19 protein-coding genes, 1 rRNA gene, 1 pseudogene and 1 riboswitch are annotated in these 21,621 nt (G+C 70.4%); of the genes and pseudogenes, 8 read left to right on the forward strand and 13 right to left on the reverse strand.

Annotation, left to right across the window (positions count from 1 at the left end; translation table 11 throughout):
• Positions 1 to 64: 64 nt before the first annotated feature.
• The gene (locus tag AB0L56_RS26650) at positions 65 to 1,582 is read right to left on the reverse strand and encodes a glutamate-cysteine ligase family protein (protein WP_361024196.1); all 1,518 of its coding nucleotides are present in this window, start codon (positions 1,580 to 1,582) and stop codon (positions 65 to 67) included.
• Between the two features lie 569 nt (positions 1,583 to 2,151).
• On the opposite strand from AB0L56_RS26650, the gene AB0L56_RS26655 reads away from it, so the two are divergent.
• The 7 genes and pseudogenes from AB0L56_RS26655 to AB0L56_RS26685 all read left to right on the forward strand — a co-directional run bounded on the left by AB0L56_RS26655 (position 2,152) and on the right by AB0L56_RS26685 (position 7,535).
• Positions 2,152 to 2,736 (forward strand): hypothetical protein, encoded by a 585-nt coding sequence (locus tag AB0L56_RS26655; RefSeq protein ID WP_365427340.1) that lies wholly within the window; start codon positions 2,152 to 2,154, stop codon positions 2,734 to 2,736.
• A gap of 331 nt (positions 2,737 to 3,067) precedes the next feature.
• The gene (locus AB0L56_RS26660) at positions 3,068 to 3,268 is read left to right on the forward strand and encodes a DUF5999 family protein (RefSeq protein ID WP_037935139.1); all 201 of its coding nucleotides are present in this window, start codon (positions 3,068 to 3,070) and stop codon (positions 3,266 to 3,268) included.
• Between the two features lie 198 nt (positions 3,269 to 3,466).
• Positions 3,467 to 4,203 (forward strand): annotated as a pseudogene (locus AB0L56_RS26665) (substrate-binding domain-containing protein).
• Between the two features lie 58 nt (positions 4,204 to 4,261).
• Positions 4,262 to 4,657: a helix-turn-helix transcriptional regulator gene (locus AB0L56_RS26670; protein WP_361024202.1), complete on the forward strand. Its 396-nt coding sequence runs from the start codon at positions 4,262 to 4,264 to the stop codon at positions 4,655 to 4,657.
• Between the two features lie 166 nt (positions 4,658 to 4,823).
• Positions 4,824 to 5,630, forward strand: coding sequence for a molybdate ABC transporter substrate-binding protein (gene modA / locus AB0L56_RS26675; RefSeq protein WP_365427343.1), 807 nt, complete (start codon positions 4,824 to 4,826; stop codon positions 5,628 to 5,630).
• On the forward strand, positions 5,627 to 6,451 hold the full coding sequence (locus tag AB0L56_RS26680) for an ABC transporter permease (protein WP_361024208.1): 825 nt from the start codon (positions 5,627 to 5,629) through the stop codon (positions 6,449 to 6,451). Before modA ends, AB0L56_RS26680 begins: the two co-directional genes overlap by 4 nt.
• A gap of 4 nt (positions 6,452 to 6,455) precedes the next feature.
• A complete protein-coding gene (locus tag AB0L56_RS26685) occupies positions 6,456 to 7,535 on the forward strand; it encodes an ABC transporter ATP-binding protein (protein WP_365427347.1) in 1,080 nt (359 codons plus the stop codon).
• Positions 7,536 to 7,622: 87 nt separating this feature from the next.
• Here AB0L56_RS26685 and gcvP read toward each other — a convergent pair whose 3' ends face one another.
• The gene (gcvP, locus tag AB0L56_RS26690) at positions 7,623 to 10,508 is read right to left on the reverse strand and encodes an aminomethyl-transferring glycine dehydrogenase (RefSeq protein ID WP_365427350.1); all 2,886 of its coding nucleotides are present in this window, start codon (positions 10,506 to 10,508) and stop codon (positions 7,623 to 7,625) included.
• Between the two features lie 174 nt (positions 10,509 to 10,682).
• Positions 10,683 to 10,778, reverse strand: a riboswitch (glycine riboswitch).
• A 113-nt stretch (positions 10,779 to 10,891) separates the two neighbouring features.
• Between gcvP and AB0L56_RS26695 the strand changes: the two genes are divergently transcribed.
• Positions 10,892 to 11,266: a PRC-barrel domain-containing protein gene (locus tag AB0L56_RS26695; RefSeq protein ID WP_361024216.1), complete on the forward strand. Its 375-nt coding sequence runs from the start codon at positions 10,892 to 10,894 to the stop codon at positions 11,264 to 11,266.
• A gap of 10 nt (positions 11,267 to 11,276) precedes the next feature.
• Here the strand turns inward: AB0L56_RS26695 and AB0L56_RS26700 are convergent, their stop codons facing one another.
• The 11 genes from AB0L56_RS26700 to rrf all read right to left on the reverse strand — a co-directional run.
• Positions 11,277 to 12,668, reverse strand: coding sequence for a DNA polymerase IV (locus AB0L56_RS26700; protein WP_365427353.1), 1,392 nt, complete (start codon positions 12,666 to 12,668; stop codon positions 11,277 to 11,279).
• Positions 12,669 to 12,735: 67 nt separating this feature from the next.
• Complete coding sequence (locus AB0L56_RS26705; RefSeq protein WP_365427356.1) at positions 12,736 to 13,419, reverse strand: MerR family transcriptional regulator; 684 nt, start codon at positions 13,417 to 13,419, stop codon at positions 12,736 to 12,738.
• Positions 13,420 to 13,622: 203 nt separating this feature from the next.
• Positions 13,623 to 14,096 (reverse strand): bifunctional nuclease family protein, encoded by a 474-nt coding sequence (locus AB0L56_RS26710; RefSeq protein WP_030833746.1) that lies wholly within the window; start codon positions 14,094 to 14,096, stop codon positions 13,623 to 13,625.
• Positions 14,097 to 14,178: 82 nt separating this feature from the next.
• On the reverse strand, positions 14,179 to 14,922 hold the full coding sequence (locus AB0L56_RS26715) for a MerR family transcriptional regulator (RefSeq protein ID WP_365427359.1): 744 nt from the start codon (positions 14,920 to 14,922) through the stop codon (positions 14,179 to 14,181).
• A 42-nt stretch (positions 14,923 to 14,964) separates the two neighbouring features.
• On the reverse strand, positions 14,965 to 15,894 hold the full coding sequence (locus AB0L56_RS26720) for an FHA domain-containing protein (RefSeq protein ID WP_361024229.1): 930 nt from the start codon (positions 15,892 to 15,894) through the stop codon (positions 14,965 to 14,967).
• A gap of 61 nt (positions 15,895 to 15,955) precedes the next feature.
• On the reverse strand, positions 15,956 to 16,861 hold the full coding sequence (locus AB0L56_RS26725; RefSeq protein WP_365427363.1) for a DUF881 domain-containing protein: 906 nt from the start codon (positions 16,859 to 16,861) through the stop codon (positions 15,956 to 15,958).
• Positions 16,862 to 16,866: 5 nt separating this feature from the next.
• Positions 16,867 to 17,199 carry a small basic family protein gene (locus tag AB0L56_RS26730; RefSeq protein ID WP_003988855.1) on the reverse strand — a complete coding sequence of 111 codons (333 nt, stop codon included), beginning with the start codon at positions 17,197 to 17,199 and terminating at the stop codon, positions 16,867 to 16,869.
• Entirely contained in the window at positions 17,196 to 18,092 is an 897-nt protein-coding gene (locus tag AB0L56_RS26735; protein ID WP_365427366.1) for a DUF881 domain-containing protein, read from the reverse strand. The genes AB0L56_RS26730 and AB0L56_RS26735 overlap by 4 nt, the downstream gene beginning before the upstream one ends.
• 107 nt (positions 18,093 to 18,199) lie before the next feature.
• On the reverse strand, positions 18,200 to 20,695 hold the full coding sequence (locus AB0L56_RS26740; protein ID WP_361024238.1) for a mannose-1-phosphate guanyltransferase: 2,496 nt from the start codon (positions 20,693 to 20,695) through the stop codon (positions 18,200 to 18,202).
• Between the two features lie 114 nt (positions 20,696 to 20,809).
• On the reverse strand, positions 20,810 to 21,418 hold the full coding sequence (locus AB0L56_RS26745; protein ID WP_361024241.1) for a CDP-alcohol phosphatidyltransferase family protein: 609 nt from the start codon (positions 21,416 to 21,418) through the stop codon (positions 20,810 to 20,812).
• A 108-nt stretch (positions 21,419 to 21,526) separates the two neighbouring features.
• Positions 21,527 to 21,621 (reverse strand): 5S ribosomal RNA (gene rrf, locus AB0L56_RS26750); the annotation flags it as partial.

The following is a 21,621-nucleotide window of genomic DNA, read 5'->3' on the forward strand; positions in this document are numbered from 1 at the left end:
GCCGATCGGTCAGATCAGTATGAGGGCAGCGGCTGTGTGCACGGCCCGGGGGCCGCACCGTGGGTCAGGCGGTGGGCACCGGTTCCGGCAGGCCCACGGGCCAGGTGTGCACGGGATCCCCCTGTTGCGTCAGCTCGCGGTAGCGGCGGGTGGTGGCGGCCAGGGCGGCCTCCCGGCCGAGGCCGGTGTCCAGGGCGCGGTGGAAGGTCGCGGCCTGCCAGGTGGCCCCGTTGACCCGCCGCCGGCACCGCTCCTCGATCACCCCGAGATACAGGTCGCGGTCGGCGGGTTCGATCCCCCACGCGTCCAGCCCGGCCTCGGCGAGCGGCAGCAGTTCGTCCCGTACGAGGGTGACCGCGTCCACCTCGCCCAGACCGCCCAGGCGACCGCGCCGGGGCCAGGTGAGGCGGGCGTCGATGCCGTGCTTGCAGGCGGCGTCGAAGTTGGCGGCGGCGGCCTCGAAGGGGAGCCGGGTCCACACCGGCCGGCTCTCCTCGGCGAGGGCGCGGACCACTCCGTAGTAGAAGGCCGCGTTTGCGATGACATCCGTGATGGTGGGCCCGGCGGGCAGCACACGGTTCTCCACGCGCAGGTGGGGCAGGCCGTCGGCGATGCCGTAGACGGGGCGGTTCCAGCGGTAGACGGTGCCGTTGTGCAGGACGAGTTCGGCGAGCGAGGGGATGCCGCCCCGGTCCAGCACCTCGAGCGGGTCCTCGTCGTCGCAGATGGGCAGCAAAGCCGGGTAGTAGCGAAGATTCTCCTCGAAGAGGTCGAACGCCGAGTTCACCCACCGCTCCCCGAACCAGGTGCGCGGCCGCACACCCTGGGTCTGCAGTTCGGGCGGGCGGGTGTCGGTGGACTGCTGGAACAGCGGGGGCCGGGACTCGCGCCACAGTTCCCGGCCGAACAGGAAGGGCGAGTTGGCGCCGACGGCGATCTGCGCGGCGGCCACGGCCTGGGCCGCGTTCCACACGCTCGCGAAGCGCTCCGGCGTGACCTGGAGGTGCAACTGCACCGAGGTGCAGGCGGCCTCCGGGGCGATGGACTTCGAGGTGCAGCTGAGCCGCTCCACACCGTGGATGTCGAGGGTGAAGTCCTCACCGCGCGCGGCCACGATCTGATCGTTGAGCAATGCGTAACGGTCCACGTCGGAAAGGTTCGAGGAGACCAGGTCGTCCCGGTCCAGCGTCGGCAGGATGCCGATCATCACGATGCCCGCATCGAGCTCACCGGCCTTTCGGTCGGCATATGCGAGCGAGGTCCGCAGTTCCTCGTCGAGCCGGTCGAATACCCGCCCGCTCAAAGGGTGCGGAGCGATGTTCACCTCCAGATTGAACATGGCGAGTTCTGTCTGGAAGTCCCGGCTGGCGATCCGTTCGAGGACTTGCGCATTCAACATTCTCGGCATGCCGTCGGCGCCCGTGAGATTCAATTCGATCTCCAGCCCCATGAGGTTCTTGGGGCGGTCGAACCGCTTCTCCGCCAGCAGTCGCTCCAGGCCCGTCAGGCACCTGCGGAGCTTCTCGCGGTAGCGCTGGCGATCGGACAGGTCGAACTGACCTGCCACGACCTTCTCCCCCATCGAAGCGTCCCTCCTCGGATGGGCGGACCGAAGAACGGCCGCCGGGGTCCCGGTCCACAAGGGAGGATGCCCCGCGGATGCGATCGATAACGTCCCGGACGGACCCATCGGCCGCTAGTCTGTCGAAGGTGACCTGTGGCACATTCACGAGGCATGGCCCAGAGCCCGGAACGCCGTAGCGCGGCGCGTTACCAGCTCGTGAAAAACGCCGACGAGAATGGGCCGACCGCTCGGGGGCCGTTATTCGAGGTCATCGGCTTACACCCGGCCTGGAATCGGGATGATTTTCGCGTTTCACCGGCCAGAAGTACCCTTGCGCGCCCGACCGAAAACGGTTAGCCGAAACACAGTCTGAACACGTGTCGTATAAACTTCGCCCACAAGGCAGAAGGTTGGCGCCCACGGTCGAGCGATCCAGCCGGGAGAAGGCGTGCGGCAGTCCTCCGCCCCGTCTCCCGCGTTCGGACCCCGGCCCCTGCCTCTCTGACCTTCGCGAGCTGACAGCGCCGTCCGCCCCGCCCACGCCCCGCCCTCGCGCCACTGTGCCTTCGAATGAGAGGCGACCCACCATGCCCCTGCATGTCCCCCCGGCTCCCGCGCCCGCACTGCGTTCCGTCCTGACCGCGCTCTCCTCACCGACCGCGGTCAGCGAGGCGCGAACTCCCTCGCTGCTCGGTGCCCATGGACCCGCCTCCCCCGAGCTCCCCCTTCCCGTGCACGTCCTGGACCGGGTCACCGCCGACGGCGGGACCACGACACGGCTGGCCGGGTGGCGTTTCCTGATCCGCACCGGCGACCGCGCGGTGGCCGCCGCGGACACCGTGCTCACCGCCGACGGATGGACCTTCTCCCGCTTCTTCGAAGGTCCGTACATCACGTCCACCGAGCTGGCGCTGCGCCAGGCCGAGGCCCTGCCCCAGCCCTACCAGCCGCGGCTGCTGTCGGTGCCCCGCCTCTACATGCTGACGCTATGGCTGCACGGCGATCCGACCGCGGACGGCGCGGGCGGCGATCCCGCCCCCACCGATCTGCTCGTCCCGCTCGCGCCGGCACCGCCCGGCATCGCGGCCCACCGTCCGCACCAGGTCACCGAACTCCTTCCGGTACTGACGCACCGGGCGACCCCCACCCGGCTGCTCGGCTCACCGGCCTGACGTTTTACGACCGTGTACCCCGCCGTCCGGGACGCCGGACCGCGGGGTACACCCATGCCGGACGCCGGGCCGCACGGCAGGGACTAGCCCTATCCGGCCACGTCGAACCACCCGAAGTGACAGTGCAGTTGAGATGAACCGTCCGCGCGAGTGATGCGTCATCAACCTGTGAGGAGCGGTGCTGCGAAATCCCTGCGGATCGTCGTCCATGGGGCAACACTGTTTTCCGACCGACTTATCACAACGGGGGGCGGTCATGAACGAAGCTTCACGCCGCGGAACTGAAACAACAGCCGACTCACAGGTCACCACCGAGCGAGAGATCCCACCCATGTGCCAGCACCAGCCACCGTGCCCCTCAGCCGACTCCGCCGACCGGGAATCCGCCCGTCTCGTGGCGCACCACCCGGAGCAGGGCTGGAGCCTGCTGTGCAACGGTGTCGTGCTCTTCGAGGACACCGGTGAGCTCCTGCCCGACGGCAGGATCATCGCCCCGCAGCGCCCCCGGGGCGCCAGCCTCACCACCGCCTGAGCACGACCGGGCACAACGGGACCGCCCGGGAAGAAGAGGGGCCGGAACGCAGGACCTCCTGCGAACCGGCCCCGACGCACGTCCGGGGCCCATCACTCAGCGTAGCCCTCCACCCGGGCCGGGGTGATCAGCGCCCGCTCCCGACGATCATCCTCCCTCCCGGCAGCACATGAGGCCGATGCCGAGGGCAGAGTCACGATCACGGAGATCGCCCGGCAGGCCGGCGTCTCGGTACCGACCGTCTCCGTGTCGTCAACGGCCGCTCCGACGTCTCCCCGCAGACCCGCGCCCGGGTCGAGGACCTGCTGCGCCGCCAGGGCTACCGCAAGCGCCCCGAGTTCCTCCGCCTCGCGCGCGGTCCTGCTCGACCTGGTCTTCGACGACCTCGGCAGCCCCTGGGCCGTGGAGATCATCCGTGGCTTCGAGGAGGCCGCCCAAGCCGCCGGGGCGGGCACGGTGGTGTCGGCGATCCGCGGGCGTTCGGGCAACGCCCGGGAGTGGACGCGCAACCTGCCGGCGCACGCGTCCCACGGCGTCCTCCTGGTCACCTCCGCGATGAACACCCTGCGCGAGGAGTTGCGGGTCCTGGGGATCCCGCTGGGCGTCGTGGACCCGGCAGGCTCCCCCGCCTCGGACGTGCCCACGATCGGCCCGGCCGACGACCAGATGGCCCTGGGAGCCATCGAGGCGCTGCGCGGCCGGGGCTGAGAGTCCCGGAGGACATGAGCGTGGTCGGCTTCGACGACCTCCCGGAAGTCCGCTGGTCGGCCCCGCCCCTGACCAAGGCCCGCCAGCCCCTCTCCGACATAGGCGAACTCGCCGCCCGTACGGTGCCCCGCCCCAGCCATGGCGAACAGCCGAACTCGTCCCGTGTGGAACTGGGTACGGAGCTCGTCGTCCGGTCGAGTACGGCGGCATCCGCCGACCGGCGCTGACCGGTTCAGGCCGCCCACCCGGGCCCGGGGGCCGCACCCCCGGCCTAGGGTGAGCGGCATGCAGTCCTACACGATCGGCCAGGCAGCGAGGCTGCTCGGAGTGAGCCCGGACACCGCCCGACGCTGGGCCGACGCGGGTCGTATCGTCACCCATCGCGACGACGGCGGACGGCGCCTCATCGACGGCCGGGACTTGGCCGCCTTCTCCGTCGAACTCGCCAAGGCGGGCAGCGCCGAGGAGGACACCCCGTACACCTCCGCCCGCAATGCCTTTCCCGGCATCGTCACAGCGATCAAGCTCGGCGATGTCGCCGCCCAGGTCGAGATCCAGGCCGGGCCGCACCGTCTCGTCTCCCTGCTCACCCGTGAGGCCGTGGAGGAACTGGGGCTCGAAGTCGGCGTGGAGGCCACCGCGCGGGTGAAGTCGACAAACGTCCATATCGACCGCACTTGAGTGAGGAAGTGCGCCTGTGGGAACGCACATGCAGGCCCCCTCAGACCTTTGCCTCGCTCATGCGATGATATAGAGGCCTTCCGCCTGGCACATGCGTCAAAATGATCGGCGTATCGGCAGAAGTTCCGCAGGACCCTTCCCCCAGCCGCCCAGGGAGTGCTCCGAGATGACCCGTTCCGCTCAGTGGACACGCCCGTCCCGCCGGATCGGCGTGCTCGGGGCCGGGGCCGTCCTCGCGCTGGGCGCCTGCTCCGCGTCCGGCTCGGACTCCGTCTCCGGGGCGGGCGGTGAGGGCCTGAACGGCACGGTCACGGTGTTCGCGGCCGCCTCGCTGAAGGAGAGCTTCACCGAGCTCGGTGAGCGGTTCGAAAAGGAACACCCCGGCACCCGGGTCACCTTCAACTTCGGCGGCAGCGACGCCCTGGCCGCGGGCATCGCCAACGGCGCTCCGGCCGACGTGTTCGCGGCGGCCAGTACCAGGACGATGCGGCTCGTCACGGACCAGGGGCTCACGGCGGACAGCCCCAGCACGTTCGTCCGCAACCGGCTGGAGATCGCCACCGCTCCGGGCAACCCGCACGGGATCGGCTCCCTCCGGGACCTCACCGCTCCCGGCCTGAAGGTCGTACTGTGCGACAGGACGGTCCCCTGCGGGACGGCCGCGCGGAGGGCGCTCACGGCCGGCGGCGTCGAACTGTCCCCCGCGTCCTATGAACAGGACGTCAAGAGCGCCCTGACGAAGCTACGGCTGAAGGAGGCCGACGCCGCCGTCGTGTACCGCACGGATGTGCAGGCCGCCGGTGACAAGGTGGAGGGTGTGGAATTCCCGGAGTCCGCCGAGGCGGTCAACGACTATCCCATCGCCCGGCTCGACGACGCGCCGAACCCCGAGGCGGCGAAGGCGTTCGTGACACTGGTGACGTCTCCGGAGGGCCGGAAGGTGCTGGGCGCGGCCGGGTTCCTCGCACCATGAGCACCCGCGAAACTCTCTTGAAGCCCCCTCTCCGCGCCCCCGGCCACGGCGTCCCGCTCGCCCTCCTCCTGCCCGCCCTGCTCGGCCTGGCGTTCCTCCTGGTGCCCCTGCTCGCCCTGCTGCTGCGCGCTCCCTGGCGGAGTCTCCCCGAGCAGCTGACCAGCCCGGAGGTGTGGGAGGCTCTGCGGCTGTCGCTGCTGTGCGCCACGACGGCGACCGCGCTGAGCCTGGTCGTCGGCGTCCCGCTGGCCTGGCTGCTGGCCCGTACGGACTTCCCCGGCCGGGGCCTGGTCCGCGCGCTGGTGACGCTTCCGCTCGTCCTGCCTCCGGTGGTGGGCGGCGTCGCCCTGCTGCTGGCGCTGGGCCGCAACGGCGTCGTCGGCCAGTGGCTGAACGCGTGGTTCGGCATCACCCTTCCGTTCACCACCACGGGCGTCGTCCTCGCCGAGACGTTCGTGGCGATGCCCTTCCTCGTCATCAGCGTCGAGGGCACGCTGCGGGCCGCCGACCCGCGCTACGAGGAGGCGGCCGCGACGCTGGGCGCCTCCCGCTTCACCGCCTTCCGCCGGGTCACGCTGCCGCTGGTCGCCCCCGGCATCGCGGCCGGTGCGGTCCTCGCCTGGGCCCGCGCCCTCGGCGAGTTCGGCGCCACGATCACCTTCGCCGGGAACTTCCCCGGCCGCACCCAGACCATGCCGCTGGCGGTCTACCTCGCCCTGCAGAACGACCCGGCCGCCGCGATCGCCCTCAGCCTGGTCCTGCTGGCGGTGTCCATCGCCGTACTGGCCGGGCTGCGGGACCGCTGGATGAGGGCCGTCTGACACCATGCCGAAGAATCGCGAGACCCCCGCACCCGTGCCCGCCGCCGGCGGGCTGGACGCGCGGCTCGTTGTGGACCGCGGTTCCTTCCGCCTCGACATCGCGCTGACCGCCGCCCCCGGCGATGTCGTCGCCCTGCTGGGCCCGAACGGCGCCGGCAAGACCACGGCCCTGCGCGCACTGGCGGGCCTCGCTCCCCTCACCGCGGGCCACCTGCGGCTGGACGGCATCGACCTGCGCCGGACGGCGCCGGAGTCACGTCCGGTGGGTGTCGTCTTCCAGGACTACCTGCTCTTCCCGCATCTGACCGCCCTGGACAACGTGGCCTTCGGACCGCGCTGCCGGGGCGCCGGCAAGGCGGAGGCACGAGCCCGTGCCGCCGGGTGGCTGGACCGGATGGGGCTGGCGGAGCAGGCCGGTACCAAGCCCCGGCATCTCTCCGGCGGCCAGGCCCAGCGCGTGGGGCTCGCCCGCGCCCTGGCCACCCACCCCCGGCTGCTGCTCCTGGACGAACCGCTCGCCGCCCTGGACGCCCGCACCAGGCTGGAGGTGCGCGCACAGCTGCGCCGTCATCTGGCTGCCTTCGAGGCCGTCGCGGTCCTGGTCACGCACGACCCGCTGGACGCCATGGTGCTGGCCGACCGTCTGGTGGTCGTGGAGCAGGGCCGGATCGTGCAGGAGGGCACGCCGTCCGACATCGCCCGTCACCCGCGCACCGAGTACATCGCCCAGCTGGTCGGCCTCAACCTGTACCGCGGGCAGGCGGACGGCCACACGGTGCGGCTCGACGCGGGCCCGGCCGTCAGCACCACCGAGGACCTCTCCGGGCCGGTGTTCGTGGCATTCCCGCCCGGCGCGGTGACGCTCCACCGGGAACGGCCCACCGGGTCCAGCGCCCGCAACCTCTGGCACTGCGCGGTCGCCGGGCTGGAGAGCCACGGCGACCAGATCCGCGCGGAGCTCACCGGGGAACTCTCCCTGGCCGCCGACCTCACCACGGTCGCCGCGGCCGAACTTGATCTGCATCCGGGCGCACCGGTCTGGGCGGCGGTCAAGGCGACCCAGACACACGCGTATCCGGCCTGACGGGGGCCAGTCCCCGCGACGGCTGCAGCCGCGCACACGCCGAAGGGCCCCCGCTCCGGCGTCGGCGCGGGGGCCCTTCGGTGCACTTCAGTCCTCGTAGGCGTCCAGCGGCGGGCAGGAGCAGACCAGGTTGCGGTCGCCGAAGGCCTGGTCGATGCGACGGACCGGCGGCCAGTACTTGTCGGCGGCGCTCACCCCTGCCGGGAAGACGGCCTCCTGGCGGTCGTACGCGTGCTCCCACTCCCCGCCGAGCGCGGCGGCGGTGTGCGGGGCGTTGCGGAGCGGGTTGTCGTCCGCGGGCCACTCGCCGGAGCCGACCTTCTCGATCTCGGCGCGGATCGCGATCATCGTCTCGCAGAACCGGTCGAGTTCCGCCAGGTCCTCGGACTCGGTCGGCTCGATCATCAGGGTGCCGGCCACCGGGAACGACATCGTCGGCGCGTGGAAGCCGTAGTCGATCAGACGCTTGGCCACGTCGTCCACGGTGATGCCGGTCGCCTTGGTCAGCGGGCGCAGGTCGATGATGCACTCGTGGGCGACCAGCCCGCCGGGGCCGGTGTAGAGCACCGGGTAGTGCGGCTCGAGGCGCTTGGCGATGTAGTTGGCGCTGAGCACGGCCACCTGCGTGGCCCGCTTCAGGCCCTCGCCGCCCATGAGCCGGACGTACGCCCAGGAGATGGGCAGAATGCCCGCGGAGCCCCACGGGGCCGCCGAGATGGGCCCCACGCCCGTCTCCGGCCCGGCCTCGGGCTGGAGCGGGTGGTTGGGCAGGTGGGGGGCGAGGTGCGCCCGCACGCCGACCGGGCCGACGCCGGGGCCGCCGCCGCCGTGCGGGATGCAGAAGGTCTTGTGCAGGTTCAGGTGGGAGACGTCGCCGCCGAAGTGGCCGGGCTTGGCCAGACCCACCAGGGCGTTGAGGTTGGCGCCGTCCACGTACACCTGGCCGCCGGCCTCGTGGACCTCGGCGCAGATGTCGGCGACGTGCTCCTCGAACACACCGTGCGTCGAGGGGTAGGTGATCATCAGCACGGCGAGCTCGTCGCGGTGCTGCGCGATCTTGGCCCGCAGGTCCGCGACGTCGATCTCGCCGTCGTCGGACGTCTTGACGACGACGACCTTCATGCCGGCCATCACGGCGCTCGCGGCGTTGGTGCCGTGCGCGGAGGACGGGATGAGGCAGACGGTGCGCTGCTCGTCGCCGTTGGCCCGGTGGTAGCCACGCACCGCCAGCAGACCGGCCAGCTCGCCCTGGGAGCCGGCGTTGGGCTGGAGGGAGACCTTGTCGTAGCCGGTGACCTCGGCGAGACGTTCCTCCAGCTCGCGGATGAGCGTGAGGTAGCCCTGCGCCTGCTCGGCGGGCGCGAACGGGTGCAGCTGCCCGAACTCGGGCCAGGTGACCGGCTCCATCTCCGTGGTCGCGTTGAGCTTCATGGTGCAGGAACCCAGCGGGATCATGCCGCGGTCCAGCGCGTAGTCGCGGTCGGCGAGCCGGCGCAGGTAGCGCAGCATCGCGGTCTCCGAGCGGTGCTGGTGGAAGACGGGGTGCGTCAGGTACTCGTCGTTGCGCAGCAGGGCGTCCGGCAACGCGTCCCGCGCGGCCGCGTCCAGCGCCTCGACGTCACCGTCGACGCCGAAGGCGCTCCATACGGCGGCCAGCCGGTCCCGGGTGGTCGTCTCGTCGCAGGCGATCGAGACGAGGTCGGCGTCGACGAGACGCAGGTTGACGCCGTTGTCGCGGGCGGCGGCGACGACCTCGGCGGCCCGCCCGGGGACGCGCACGGTCAGTGTGTCGAAGTAGGCGCCGTGCACGATCTCGGCTCCGCCGGCCCGCAGCCCCTCGGCGAGGACGGTGGCGTAACGGTGGGTGCGCCGGGCGATCAGCCGCAACCCCTCGGGTCCGTGGTAGACGGCGTACATCCCGGCCATGACGGCGAGCAGCACCTGGGCGGTGCAGATGTTGCTGGTGGCCTTCTCGCGGCGGATGTGCTGCTCACGGGTCTGGAGGGCGAGACGGTAGGCGTTGTGTCCGTCCGCGTCGACGGAGACGCCGACGAGCCGCCCGGGCAGACTGCGCGCCATCTTCTCCTGTACGGCCATGTAGCCGGCGTGCGGTCCGCCGAAGCCCATCGGCACGCCGAAGCGCTGGGTGGTGCCGACGGCGATGTCCGCGCCCAGCTCACCGGGCGACTTCAGCAGGGTAAGGGCGAGCAGGTCGGCGGCGACCGTGACGAGCGCGCCCAGCTCGTGCGCCCGGTCGATCACCGGCTTGATGTCGCGTACGGCACCGGAGGCGCCCGGGTACTGGATCAGTACGCCGTTGATGTCGCGCTCGGCGAGCTCGGCCGGGATGCCGTCGCTCAGGTCGGCGACGACGACCTCGACGCCGGTCGGCTCGGCGCGGGTCTCGATCACGGCGATCGTCTGCGGAAGGGCGTCCGCGTCGACCAGGAACAGGCCCTTCTTGTTCTTGCCCATGCGCCGGGACAGCGCCATGGCCTCGGCGGCGGCGGTGCCCTCGTCGAGCAGCGAGGCACCGGAGGTCGGCAGGCCGGTGAGCTCGGCGACCACGGTCTGGAAGTTCAGCAGCGCCTCGAGCCGGCCCTGGGAGATCTCGGGCTGGTACGGCGTGTAGGCCGTGTACCAGGCGGGGTTCTCCATCACGTTGCGCAGGATGACGGGCGGGGTGAAGGTGCCGTAGTACCCGAGCCCGATCATGGAGCCGAGCACCTCGTTGCGGTCGGCCAGCGCGCGCAGCTCGGCCAGCACCTCGGCCTCGCTCCGCGCACCCGGCAGGTCCAGCGCGTCGGCGTTCTTGATGACATCGGGCACGGCGGCGGCCGTCAGCTCGTCCAGCGAGCCGTACCCGACCTGGGCGAGCATCTTGGCCCGGGCCTCGTGGTCGGGGCCGATGTGACGCTGCTCGAAGGGGATTCCCTGTTCGAGCTCGGAGAGCGGGGTGCGAGGGGCGGTCATTGAGGAGGCCTCCTGGTCCGACGACCTTCGAGGGGCACCACGGCGCAGGTGCCCGGACGGCCTCCCCCTCTGTCATCTCAACCTGAGAGCTTCACCGGACCGCCCGCAGGAATCCGGTTTTCACCGTCGGTGAGAGCGGAAGCCGTCGACACCCGCCCTGCTTTCCAGAGTGACCTCGTCCGTGCGGTACGTGTGCCTGAGAGATTCCGGGGAGGATTTGCTCCTTCGGCGCCTCCGATGGTGCTTGGAGGACTCTCCCGCACGGGGTCAGCGGCCGATTGTCAGAGTACCAGCGGGCACAGCACGGGGCCTTCGAGTGGCCGCACTGCCGATTGTGCCTTTTTGTAGTGCTTACTGATGAGTTTGCGACCAGTGGAGGGCCCGTGCAGACCGACATCGATCCGCGCAACCTGATCGGCCGCAAGGCGTTCGACCGCAACGGAACCCGGATCGGCACGATCGACGAGGTGTACCTCGACGACGCCACCGGCGTACCGGAATGGGCGGCGATACGCACCGGACTGTTCAGCAGGGACGCCTTCGTCCCGCTGGAACCGAGCGAACTGATCGACGGTGCCCTCCACGTGCCGTTCGAACGCGCCCTGATCAAGGACGCTCCCGACTTCGGTGTGGGCCGCCACCTCTCCCCCGAGCAGGAGCTCCAGCTCTACCACCACTACGGTCTGGACGTCGCCGCCCCTCCGCCCCTTCGGGACCGCGACGCCGGCGACCTCGCGGGGAAGGACCCTCAGGCCTGACCCGCCCCGCTCACCCGCTCTCCGGCCCGGCCCCTCCGCCCGCCTTCACGCCCTCGCCCTCCTCCGGTCCGCGTGACACCAGGGGCAGCGGCTCGGCCGGTTCCAGCGCCGGGTCGTCGACGCGGAAGGTCTTCACCCGGCCCGGGCCCGAGTCGGGGGTCTCGAAGCGCACCGTGACCCGGCCCAGTCCGCTGCCCTGCACCCACCCGTGTCCATGCGCGGCATGGTGGACGTCGTGTCCCGCGGGCCAGCGCCGCTCGGCGGGCGCCGGGCCCTCCGCGGTGGGCGCGGCCTCGGTGTCCTCGCTGACCGGATCCTCCTCGCCCCCGCCGGCGGCCTGCGCGAACAGGTCCTCCTGGGTGTAGTCGGCCAGTCCGCTGACCCCCACTCCCAGCAGACGCACCCCGCCCGTGGTGTCGACCGAGTCCAGCAGCCGTGCCGCCGCCTCCCGCACGACGGCCGGATCGTCGGTGGGCCCCCGCAGGGTCTCGGACCGGGTGAGCGTGGAGAAGTCGTACCGCCGCACCTTCAGCACGATGGTCCGGCCCGACAGGCCCGCCCCCCGCAGTCTGCGCACACACCGGTCGGCGAGCCGCTGCACTTCCGTCCCGACCCGCCCCCGGTCGTGGATGTCCACGTCGTAGGTGTCCTCAACCGACACCGACTTGGTCTCCCGCTCGGCCACCACGGGCCGCTCGTCCCGGGCCAGCGCCATGGCGAACAGCGCGTGCCCATGGGCCTTGCCGAGCAGCCGTACGAGCTCGTCCTCCCCCGCCTCGGCGAGCTCGTCGACCGTGTGGATCCCGGCCCGGCGCAGATGGTCTCCCGTGGCCGGGCCCACGCCCGGCAGGGTCCGGACCGACAGCGGCCCCAGCAGCGCCCGCTCCGTCCCCGGCTCGATGACCACCAGCCCGTCCGGCTTGGCCTGCTCCGACGCGATCTTCGCCAGCATCTTGGAGGCCGCCAGACCCACCGAACCGGTGAGCCCCGTGACCTCCCGTATGTCCGCGCGCAGCTTGGCTCCGGCCAGGCGGGCCGACCGCTCGTCCCAGGCGGTGCCACCGGCCTCCAGGTCCACGAACGCCTCGTCCAGGCTGAGCGGCTCCACCAGCGGCGACAGGGCCCGCAGCAGCTGCATCACCTGCTCGCTGATCGACCGGTAGAGGGCGAACCGCGGCACGAGATACGCGGCGTTCGGCGCCAGCCGCCGGGCCTGGGACATGGGCATCGCCGAGTGCACACCGAAGACCCGGGCCTCGTACGAGGCCGTGGCGACCACTCCCCGGGGCCCGAGCCCGCCCACGATCACGGCCTTCCCGCGCAGGCTCGGCTTCGACGCCTGCTCCACCGAGGCGAAGAAGGCGTCCATGTCGAGATGCAGGATCGTGGGCGCGGATCTCACATGTCCGATGCTGCCCTACGCCACTGACAATGCCCTCTTCACCCAGGGGTCTCAGAACACAGGGGTCTCAGACGGCCTTGTTGCGCCGGCGCGCCAGCTCGTCCATCGGGTTGTGGCCGACCAGGGTCTCGCCGGTGTCGATGCGCTCCCCGTGCAGCTGCGAGAGGGCGCTCTCGACGTCCCGCCACACCACGCCCACGGCGATGCCGAAGACGCCCTGGCCGCCCTGGAGCAGCGAGTGCACCTCGTCGGGCGAGGTGCACTCGTAGACCGTGGCACCGTCGCTCATCAGCGTCATGCGCTCCAGGTCGCTGAAGCCGCGCTCGCGCAGATGCTGTACGGCGGTGCGGATGTTCTGCAGCGAGACACCGGTGTCCAGGAACCGTTTGACGATCTTCAGGACGACGACGTCGCGGAAGCTGTACAGCCGCTGTGACCCCGAACCATGGGCCGGTCGCACGCTGGGCTCGACCAGCCCCGTACGGGCCCAGTAGTCGAGCTGCCGATAGGTGATGCCGGCTGCCGCGCAGGCCGTGGGCCCCCGGTAACCGATCTCCTCGGACACCATGGCCGCCGCCCCTCCGCCGTCCGGCACAGCCGTCGGCCACTGCGGAACGTGATCGATCGGGCCGCTCTGCATCGGATACGCCCCGCCCACGCGGAGCCGCGAGCCCTGGGGAGGATACGGCCCGCTCGCCCCGAAACCGGGTTCGGGAGCACCCCCAGCCGTACCGTCGCCGCTGCTTCTCACGCCGACCTCCGTCCTCGACCTGCCTCCTCGACGGTAGGCAGTCACCAAGGGTGCGTCAACGATCGCCACACTCGGCACGCCGAGTGATAATCACCCTAAGAGTGGTTTCCCGTGCCCCACCGCGGGGAAAGGCTAGCCGAATGCCTTCCGCCGGGGCCCTCGCGACCGGTTGACGCGGCTGACGCGGCGCCGATCGCGCTCGCTCACTGGTTGCTGCTTCCGAAGTCCTCCGGCGAGATCTGGTCGAGGAACTCGCGGAACTTCTCCACCTCGTCCTCCTGCTCGTCCGGGATGGCGATCCCGGCGTCGTCGAGCACCGTGTCACTGCCGTAGATCGGCGTGCCCGTGCGCAGGGCCAGCGCTATGGCGTCGGACGGACGGGCACTCACCTCGACCCCGCTGGCGAAGACCAGCTCGGCGTAGAACACGCCCTCGCGCAGGTCGGTGATGCGCACTTCCGTGAGCTCCTGTCCGACGGCTTCCAGCACGTCCTTGAACAGGTCGTGGGTCAGTGGCCGTGCGGGTGCCATGCCCTGCTGGGCGAAGGCGATGGCCGTCGCCTCCCCCGGTCCGATCCAGATGGGGAGGTAGCGGTCGCCGCCCACCTCACGCAACAGCACGATCGGTTGGTTGGAGGGCATCTCGACCCGGACACCTACGACATCGAGCTCGTTCACACAGCAACCCTAGGCCGTGCTCGGGACGTTTGGGTAGTCGGGCAGGGAACGCGTGCCCGATCCGGCCCCCTGAGCCGGTGGCTCACGGCAGCCGCACCCCGAGCGCGGACTGCACCAGTGCCGCGTGCAGCCTCACCGCGAGCCCGGCCAGCTCCTTCGTACGGGCCTCGGCGTGCGCCCGGGTCTGCGGGTTCCGGTGGCGGCGCAGCGGGGCCACCACCTGGTCGACGAGGCCGGCCTCCCGGTCGGCGGCGGCCTTCATCGCCCTGAGATGACGTGGCTCGATACCGAACCGCCCCAGCTCCGTGATGAGACCGGCGACGGTGACCGCCTCGGCGTCGTACACCCCCTCCTCGACCGGAGCGAGCAGCCCGTACGACTCCCACTCGGCGAGCTCGGGCTCTCCTACGCCGACGGCCGCGAGCAGCTGGCCGCGCCCGATGCGGGCCGCCGTGGGCCCGTCGTCGCCGGCCGGCTCCGCATCGGCGTCACCGTCACCCGTACGGCTCAGCGCGGGCAGCCGGACGGCCTCCCCGCGCTCCATGGCCGCCAGGTGCTCCCGGATCACCTTGAGCGGCAGATAGTGGTCCCGTTGCATCCTCAGCACATGGCCGAGGCGCTCGACGTCCCGGGCGCTGAACTTTCGGTACCCCGACGGGGTCCGCTGCGGCTCGATCAGCCCTTCCGACTCCAGGAAGCGGATCTTGGAGATGGTGACGTCGGGGAACTCCTCACGCAGCACGCCCAGCACCGCGCCGATGCTCATCCGTCCGGTGTCCGCGGCGGCGGCGCCGTTGCCGGCACCGCCGCTGGGTGTCTGAAGCATGGACCTTCCCTGGAGTCCCCCGGATGGCATCCGGGGAGGTCATCAGCCTCGCTGGCTCGCGTAGAAGACCAGCCGGTACTTGCCGATCTGCACCTCGTCACCGTTGGACAGGGCGACCTGGTCGATCCGCTCGCGGTTGACGTACGTGCCGTTCAGGCTGCCGACGTCGGCGACCGTGAACGAGCCGTCCGGGCCCCGGCGGAACTCCACGTGCCGCCGGGAGACCGTCACGTCGTCCAGGAAGATGTCGCTCTGCGGGTGACGCCCGGCCGTGGTCAGGTCGCCGTCCAGCAGGAAGCGGCTGCCCGAGTTCGGCCCGCGGCGCACGACCAGGAGCGCCGAACCCATCGGCAGCGCGTCGACGGCCGCCTGCGCCTCGGGAGAGAGCGTCGGCATCTGCGTCTGGCCGGTGGCCTCGGCGTCGTATGCCTCGATACCGGAGATGGAGATCGTGGACGTCGTCTCCGAGGGGCGCTCCGGGGCCACTCCGGGCTTCAGCGGCGCGCCGCAGTTGGAGCAGAAGCGGCTGTTCTCCGCGTTGCGGTTACCGCACCTCGTACACACCAGGGCCGACATGGACGGATCCTCCTGCGGCGGCTGCCCACCGGGGGCTTGGGACGCGTACGGCTCGGAGAACCCTCCGCCCGCACCTGGGGTCGACGGCTGTCCAAAACCTATGCCGCCCGACTGTGCGGGGTCAACGGACGGCGCGCCCTGACCCAGCTGGTCCCGAAACAGCGGACGCTGACCTTCCGCATCAGGCTGTGCGCGATGACGAGCGGTCGCGTTGTCGCTGTCCTCTCGCCGCGCGCTCTTGCCGAACAACTTCGCAAACAACTTCACGGGCGATTCCCCTTGACCGAAACAGACCCGCCCGTGGGGCAGGACGAACCCTGACTGAACACATTGGCCGACCCGGACATCTTCACAACGTCCGCCTCCGCCAGACAGTTTCCACCACGCACCACCCATTCGGTGCGCCGACCCCCCGCAACCTCATGCCCTGGCCGGACGCCCGCTACGCACCCCCGGTTCACTGGGAGGACGACCGAGCGTAGTCAGGCCGCTTCACCGCCCGCAAGGCATCCACAACGATCTTGCTGGACCGCTCCACGGAAACGGTGGCCTGTTCCTTCTCGAGAGTCTGCACCACGCCTCCGGGGATGTTGAGCGCCGGCTCGAGGTCCTGCGGCTTGCCGATGACCTTGAAACGATAGGGGGCGGTGATCTTGTTCCCGTCCACGGCGATCCCGCTGCCCGAATCCGTCAGATAGGTGCTCGCCACCACCCGCACACCGTTCACCTGGATCGCCTCGGCGCCCGCCGCGCGCAGCTCCTGAACGGCGTCGAGCAGCATGTCCGCCTCGACCGTGCCCTTCGGGTCCTCGATATTCATCGTGATCCCCGGCCCCTGCGCGGCCACGGTGCCCGCGAGGACGCCGAGTTGCCGTTCCTTCTCGATCGTCTGCTTGCGGGCCTCCTCCGCCTGGTCGGAGCTGTTCTCCAGCTCGTCGCGCTGCTTCTCGAGACCCTGCTTCTCGTCCTCAAGACGCTCTGTGCGGTCGTCGAGTTCATCGAGGATGCGCACGAGATCTTCCTGACGTGCCCCGCGCAGCGCGCTGTCACCGTCACTGTTGGAGGCCACCTGGACGGCCAGTCCGAAGCCCAGACCGAACAGCAGCAGGGCGACGATGAGTTGGGCCCGGGTGATTCGCGGCGGCCACAGCCCCTTCACCAGCCGCTGCCGTCCGGTCTCCTCCGGCCCGGCGGGCTCCCGCACCGCGTCCTCCCCGGAGGGCGTTGCGGCGGGCGCGGGCTCGGCCGCGGGTACCTCCGCGGGCAGTTCCCTGCGCAGGCCGGCCGGGGACGGCTCCTCGGGAGCGGTCCTGGGCCGGGAGACCGCCGGGCGCGTGGATTCGTCGTGCTCGTGCTCACTCATCGGCCTCACGCCCGGAACACGTGCCGGCGGATCGCCGCGGCGTTGGAGAAGATGCGGATGCCGAGGACGACCACCACGCCCGTGGACAGCTGGGCCCCCACGCCGAGCTTGTCGCCGAGGAACACGATCAGCGCGGCGACGACCACGTTCGACAGGAACGACACGACGAAGACCTTGTCGTCGAAGATTCCGTCGAGCATGGCCCGCAGCCCTCCGAACACGGCGTCGAGCGCCGCGACGACGGCGATCGGCAAGTAAGGCTCGACGACCGCCGGAACCTCGGGCCGGACCAACAGTCCGGCCACCACTCCCACGACGAGGCCCAGTACGGCGATCACGATGTGCCCTTCTCGGTTATCGGCTGTGCGGTACGTACGATCACACTCGGTGCGGCGGGCAGCCGGACGTCGTCCTCCACGGAGATCGCGGTCCTGATGCCGTAGTTCTCCTGCAGGGCGTGCAGGTACAGCCCGTCGGCGCTGTTCTGGAAGCGCTCGCTGAGCCGCCCGCCGTCCCCCACCGCGAGCACCGTGTACGGCGGCACCAGCGGCCTGTTGTCCACCAGTATCGCGTCTCCCGCGGCCCTGATCGCCGACAGGGCGGTCAGCCGCTGCCCGTTGATCGACACGGCCTCGGCGCCGGACTCCCACAGTCCGTTGACCACCCGCTGCATATCACGGTCGCGGACCCGCCCGGTGTCGGAGAACCCCGAGGTCGACCGGGCGTCGCCGTCACCGCCCGCGCTCGCGTCCTCGGCGTCGTTCACCACGAGCCGCAGCCCGGGCCCGTGCACCGCGGTGGCGCCCGACAGCATGCCCACCAGTGCCGACCGGTCGTTTCCGCCGCTGTCCCGGAGCGCCTCGCGCTGCCGGGCGCTCACGTCCGCGCGGAGTTCGTCGACACTGTCCTCGAGCCGGTCCGCGGCCTCGGTCTCCTCGTCGATCCGGTCGATCAACTCCTCGCGCTCCTTGGCGACGACGGGAGCCTCCACCCGGGCCTGCGCGGCACCGACGGTCACGATCAGCGCCGCCAGCACCAGACCGACGGCGAGGCCGAGCTTCGCCCTGAGGGTCTTCGGCAGACCGTCCTCCCCGTCGGCCTTCCTCCGCGCGGCGGCCTCGGCGTAGCCGTCGTCGAGGCTGTGGTCCATGACGTTGGTGATCAACGACATGGAGGCGTCCGGGCGCGCGGGCCGCGCGGGTGTGCTCCGAACGGGGGGTTGCTGCGGCATGCCGCACATCGTCGCACGCCACGGCCACTACCTCCGAACGGCCCTAGCGGCGTGCCGGACAGGCCCCCTTGGGGACACTTGTCCGGCACGCACACGTACCGCTCGTTCTACCGTCCGGCGCTGTCCACGACGGCCGACCATTCGTCGAGCAGCGCCTGCGCCGAGGCGTCGTCGGGGCCCTCGGCCCACAAATGGGTGACGGCCTCCGCGGGGTCGGGCAGCACCATCACCCAGCGGCCGTCGGCCTCCACCACACGCACGCCGTCGGTGGTGTCCACGAAGCGGTCCCCGGCCGCCTCGACGACCCGTCGCATCACCAGGCCCTTGACGGCCCAGGGGGTTGCCAGGTCCCGCTTGAGCACATGCGCCCGGGGAATGCGCGCGTCGATCTGGCTGAGCGTGAGCTGGGTGCGCGCCACCAAGCCGATGAGGCGTACGAAGGCCGCCGTGCCGTCGTAGACACTGCTGAACTCGGGGACGATGAAGCCGCCCTTGCCGTCACCGCCGAAGATCGTGCCTTCCTCGCCGCCCACGCGCGTGAGGTCGTCGGGCGAGGTGGTCGTCCACTCGACCTGCGTGCCGTGATACGCCGCCACCTGCTCGGCGATCCTCGTGGTGGTCACCGGCAGCGCGACCCGGCCACTGCGCCGCTCGGAGGCGATGAGGTCGAGCATCACGAGCAGCGCCCGGTCGTCCTCGACGATCCGCCCCTTCTCGTCTACCAGCGACAGCCGCTCGCCCACGGGGTCGAACCGCACGCCGAACGCGGCTCCGGAGGACGCCACGATCTCCCCGAGCCGGACCAGCCCGGAGCGCCGCATGTCGGCCGTCTCGGTGGGCCTGGACTCGTCCAGGCCGGGATTGATGGTCAGCGAGTCGACACCCAGCTTGCCGAGGAGGCTCGGCAGCACCAGGCCCGCGCTTCCGTTGGACGCGTCCACGACCACCTTGAGTTCGGACTCCGCGATGCCGGTGATGTCGACGTTGCGCAGCAGGGACCCCGTGTACGAGTCGAAGACGCTCGCCGGGAAGTGCAGATCCCCGATCTCCCCCGGGAAGGCACGCCGGTACTCCTGCCGTGCGAACACCCGGTCCAGCTTGCGCTGGCTGCCCATCGACAGGTCGGCGCCCTGCCCGTCGAAGAACATGATGTCGACGGAGTCGGGCACTCCGGGGGTGGTGCGGATCATGATGCCGCCCGCGCTGCCCCGCGCGGTCTGCTGGCGCGCCACGGGTAGGGGCACGTTCTCCAGGTCCCGTACGTCGATGGCGCTGGCCTGCAGAGCGGAGATGACCGCCCGCTTCAGGGCGCGGGCGCCTCGGGAGTGGTCGCGGGCCGTGGTGACGGTCGAGCCCTTCTTCAGGGTCGTCGCATAGGCGCCGGCCAGCCGCACCGCGAGTTCGGGGGTGATCTCGACGTTCAGGATCCCGGAGACTCCCCGGGCGCCGAAGAGGTGCGCCTGGCCCCTGGACTCCCAGATCACCGAGGTGTTGACGAAGGCACCGGCCTCGATCGTCTTGAACGGGTACACCCGCACATTGCCCTGGACGATCGATTCTTCACCGATCAGGCACTCGTCCCCGATGACGGCGCCGTCCTCGATCCGCGCGGCCCGCATGATGTCAGTGTTCTTGCCGACGACACAGCCGCGCAGATTGCTGTGCGGCCCGACGTACACGTTGTCGTGGACGACGGACTTGTGCAGGAAGGCGCCGCTCTTGACGACGACGTTGGACCCGACGACCGTGTGCTCGCGGATCTCCGCGCCGGCCTCGACCTTGGCGTAGTCGCCGATGTACAGCGGCCCGCGCAGGTCGGCGTCGGGGTGGACCTCGGCGCCCTCGGCGACCCAGACGCCCGGGGAGATCTCGAAGCCGTCGATGTCGACGTCGACCTTGCCCTCCAGGACGTCCGCCTGGGCCTTCACATAGCTCTCGTGGGTGCCGACGTCCTCCCAGTACCCCTCGGCGATATAGCCGTAGATCGGCTTGCCTTCCTTCATCAGCTGCGGGAAGACGTCACCGGACCAGTCGACGGACACATCGGGCTCGACGTAGTCGAAGACCTCCGGCTCCATGACGTAGATGCCGGTGTTCACGGTGTCGGAGAAGACCTGTCCCCAGGTCGGCTTCTCGAGGAAGCGCTCGACCTTGCCTCCCTCGTCCACGATCGTGATGCCGAATTCCAGCGGGTTGGGCACGCGGGTCAGACAGACCGTGACGAGGGCGCCCTTTTCCTTGTGGAAATTGATCAGCTCGGTGAGGTCGAAGTCGGTGAGGGCATCGCCGGAGATGACGAGAAAAGCGTCGTCCTTGAGCGCCTCCTCGGCATTCTTGACGCTCCCGGCGGTACCGAGCGGCGTCTCCTCATTGGCGTAGGTGAGCTCCATTCCGAGCTCTTCGCCGTCACCGAAGTAGTTCTTGACGAGTGACGCAAGGAACTGGACAGTCACAACGGTTTCGTTGAGCCCATGCCTTTTGAGCAGCCTCAGAACGTGCTCCATGATCGGCCGGTTGACCACCGGCAGGAGCGGCTTGGGCATGCTAGAGGTCATGGGGCGAAGGCGGGTGCCTTCGCCTCCGGCCATCACGACGGCCTTCATGTCGGAAGCGTCCTCCTCGAAGAGACGACGGTCTGACCGACTTCACCCGCCAGGGTTCTCCCGCACAGTTCCACTGCGGGCATCGCGCCACAATGCGCGAACCAGTCAGCGAGGTCAATCAGCCATGGCGTCCGCACGGATCAGGCGGCGGACTTGGACCACGTAGAGCACTCCTGCCCACCAATACAGGGTTGTACCCCATCCGGCGAACGCCCAGCCGAAAATAGCAGCGAGTGACGAGATCCAGCCACTTCCGTCACTGAGCAGGAGCAGTGGGAAGGCATACATGAGGTTGAACGTGGCGGCCTTCCCCAGGAAGTTCACCTGGGGCGGCGGATAGCCGTGCCGCCTGAGGATGCCCACCATGACGAGAAGAACCAGCTCACGGGCGAGGAGCACGGCCGTGAGCCAGAGCGGGAGAATCTCGCGCCAGGTGAGACCCACCAGAGTGGAAAGAATGTAGAGCCGGTCGGCGGCAGGGTCGAGCAGCCGGCCCAGGCTGCTGACCTGGTTCCACCGTCGCGCCAGCTTGCCGTCCAGGTAGTCGCTGACGCCGCTGAGGGCCAGGACCAGGAGCGCCCAGCCGTCGCTTTTCGGACCGCCGAACTCCGGCCTGAGGATCAGCCACAGGAACAGGGGTACGCCAATGAGCCGCGCCATGCTGAGCATGTTCGGGATGGTGAGGACGCGGTCTGTCTGGACCCGCGTCTCCTGGACCTCCACCCGGGATCCTCCTGTGGGAAATGTGTCGACGATGCCCCTGACCTTACCTCAACGCAAAAAAGCTCCGGCTCTCGGGCTGTACGCCCAAGAGCCGGAGCTCTAAAAGGAGTTCGGCGGCGTCCTACTCTCCCACAGGGTCCCCCCTGCAGTACCATCGGCGCTGTAAGGCTTAGCTTCCGGGTTCGGAATGTAACCGGGCGTTT

Origin of the sequence: Streptomyces sp. NPDC052079 (assembly GCF_040680275.1) — a bacterium.
Classification (GTDB): Bacteria; Actinomycetota; Actinomycetes; order Streptomycetales; family Streptomycetaceae; genus Streptomyces.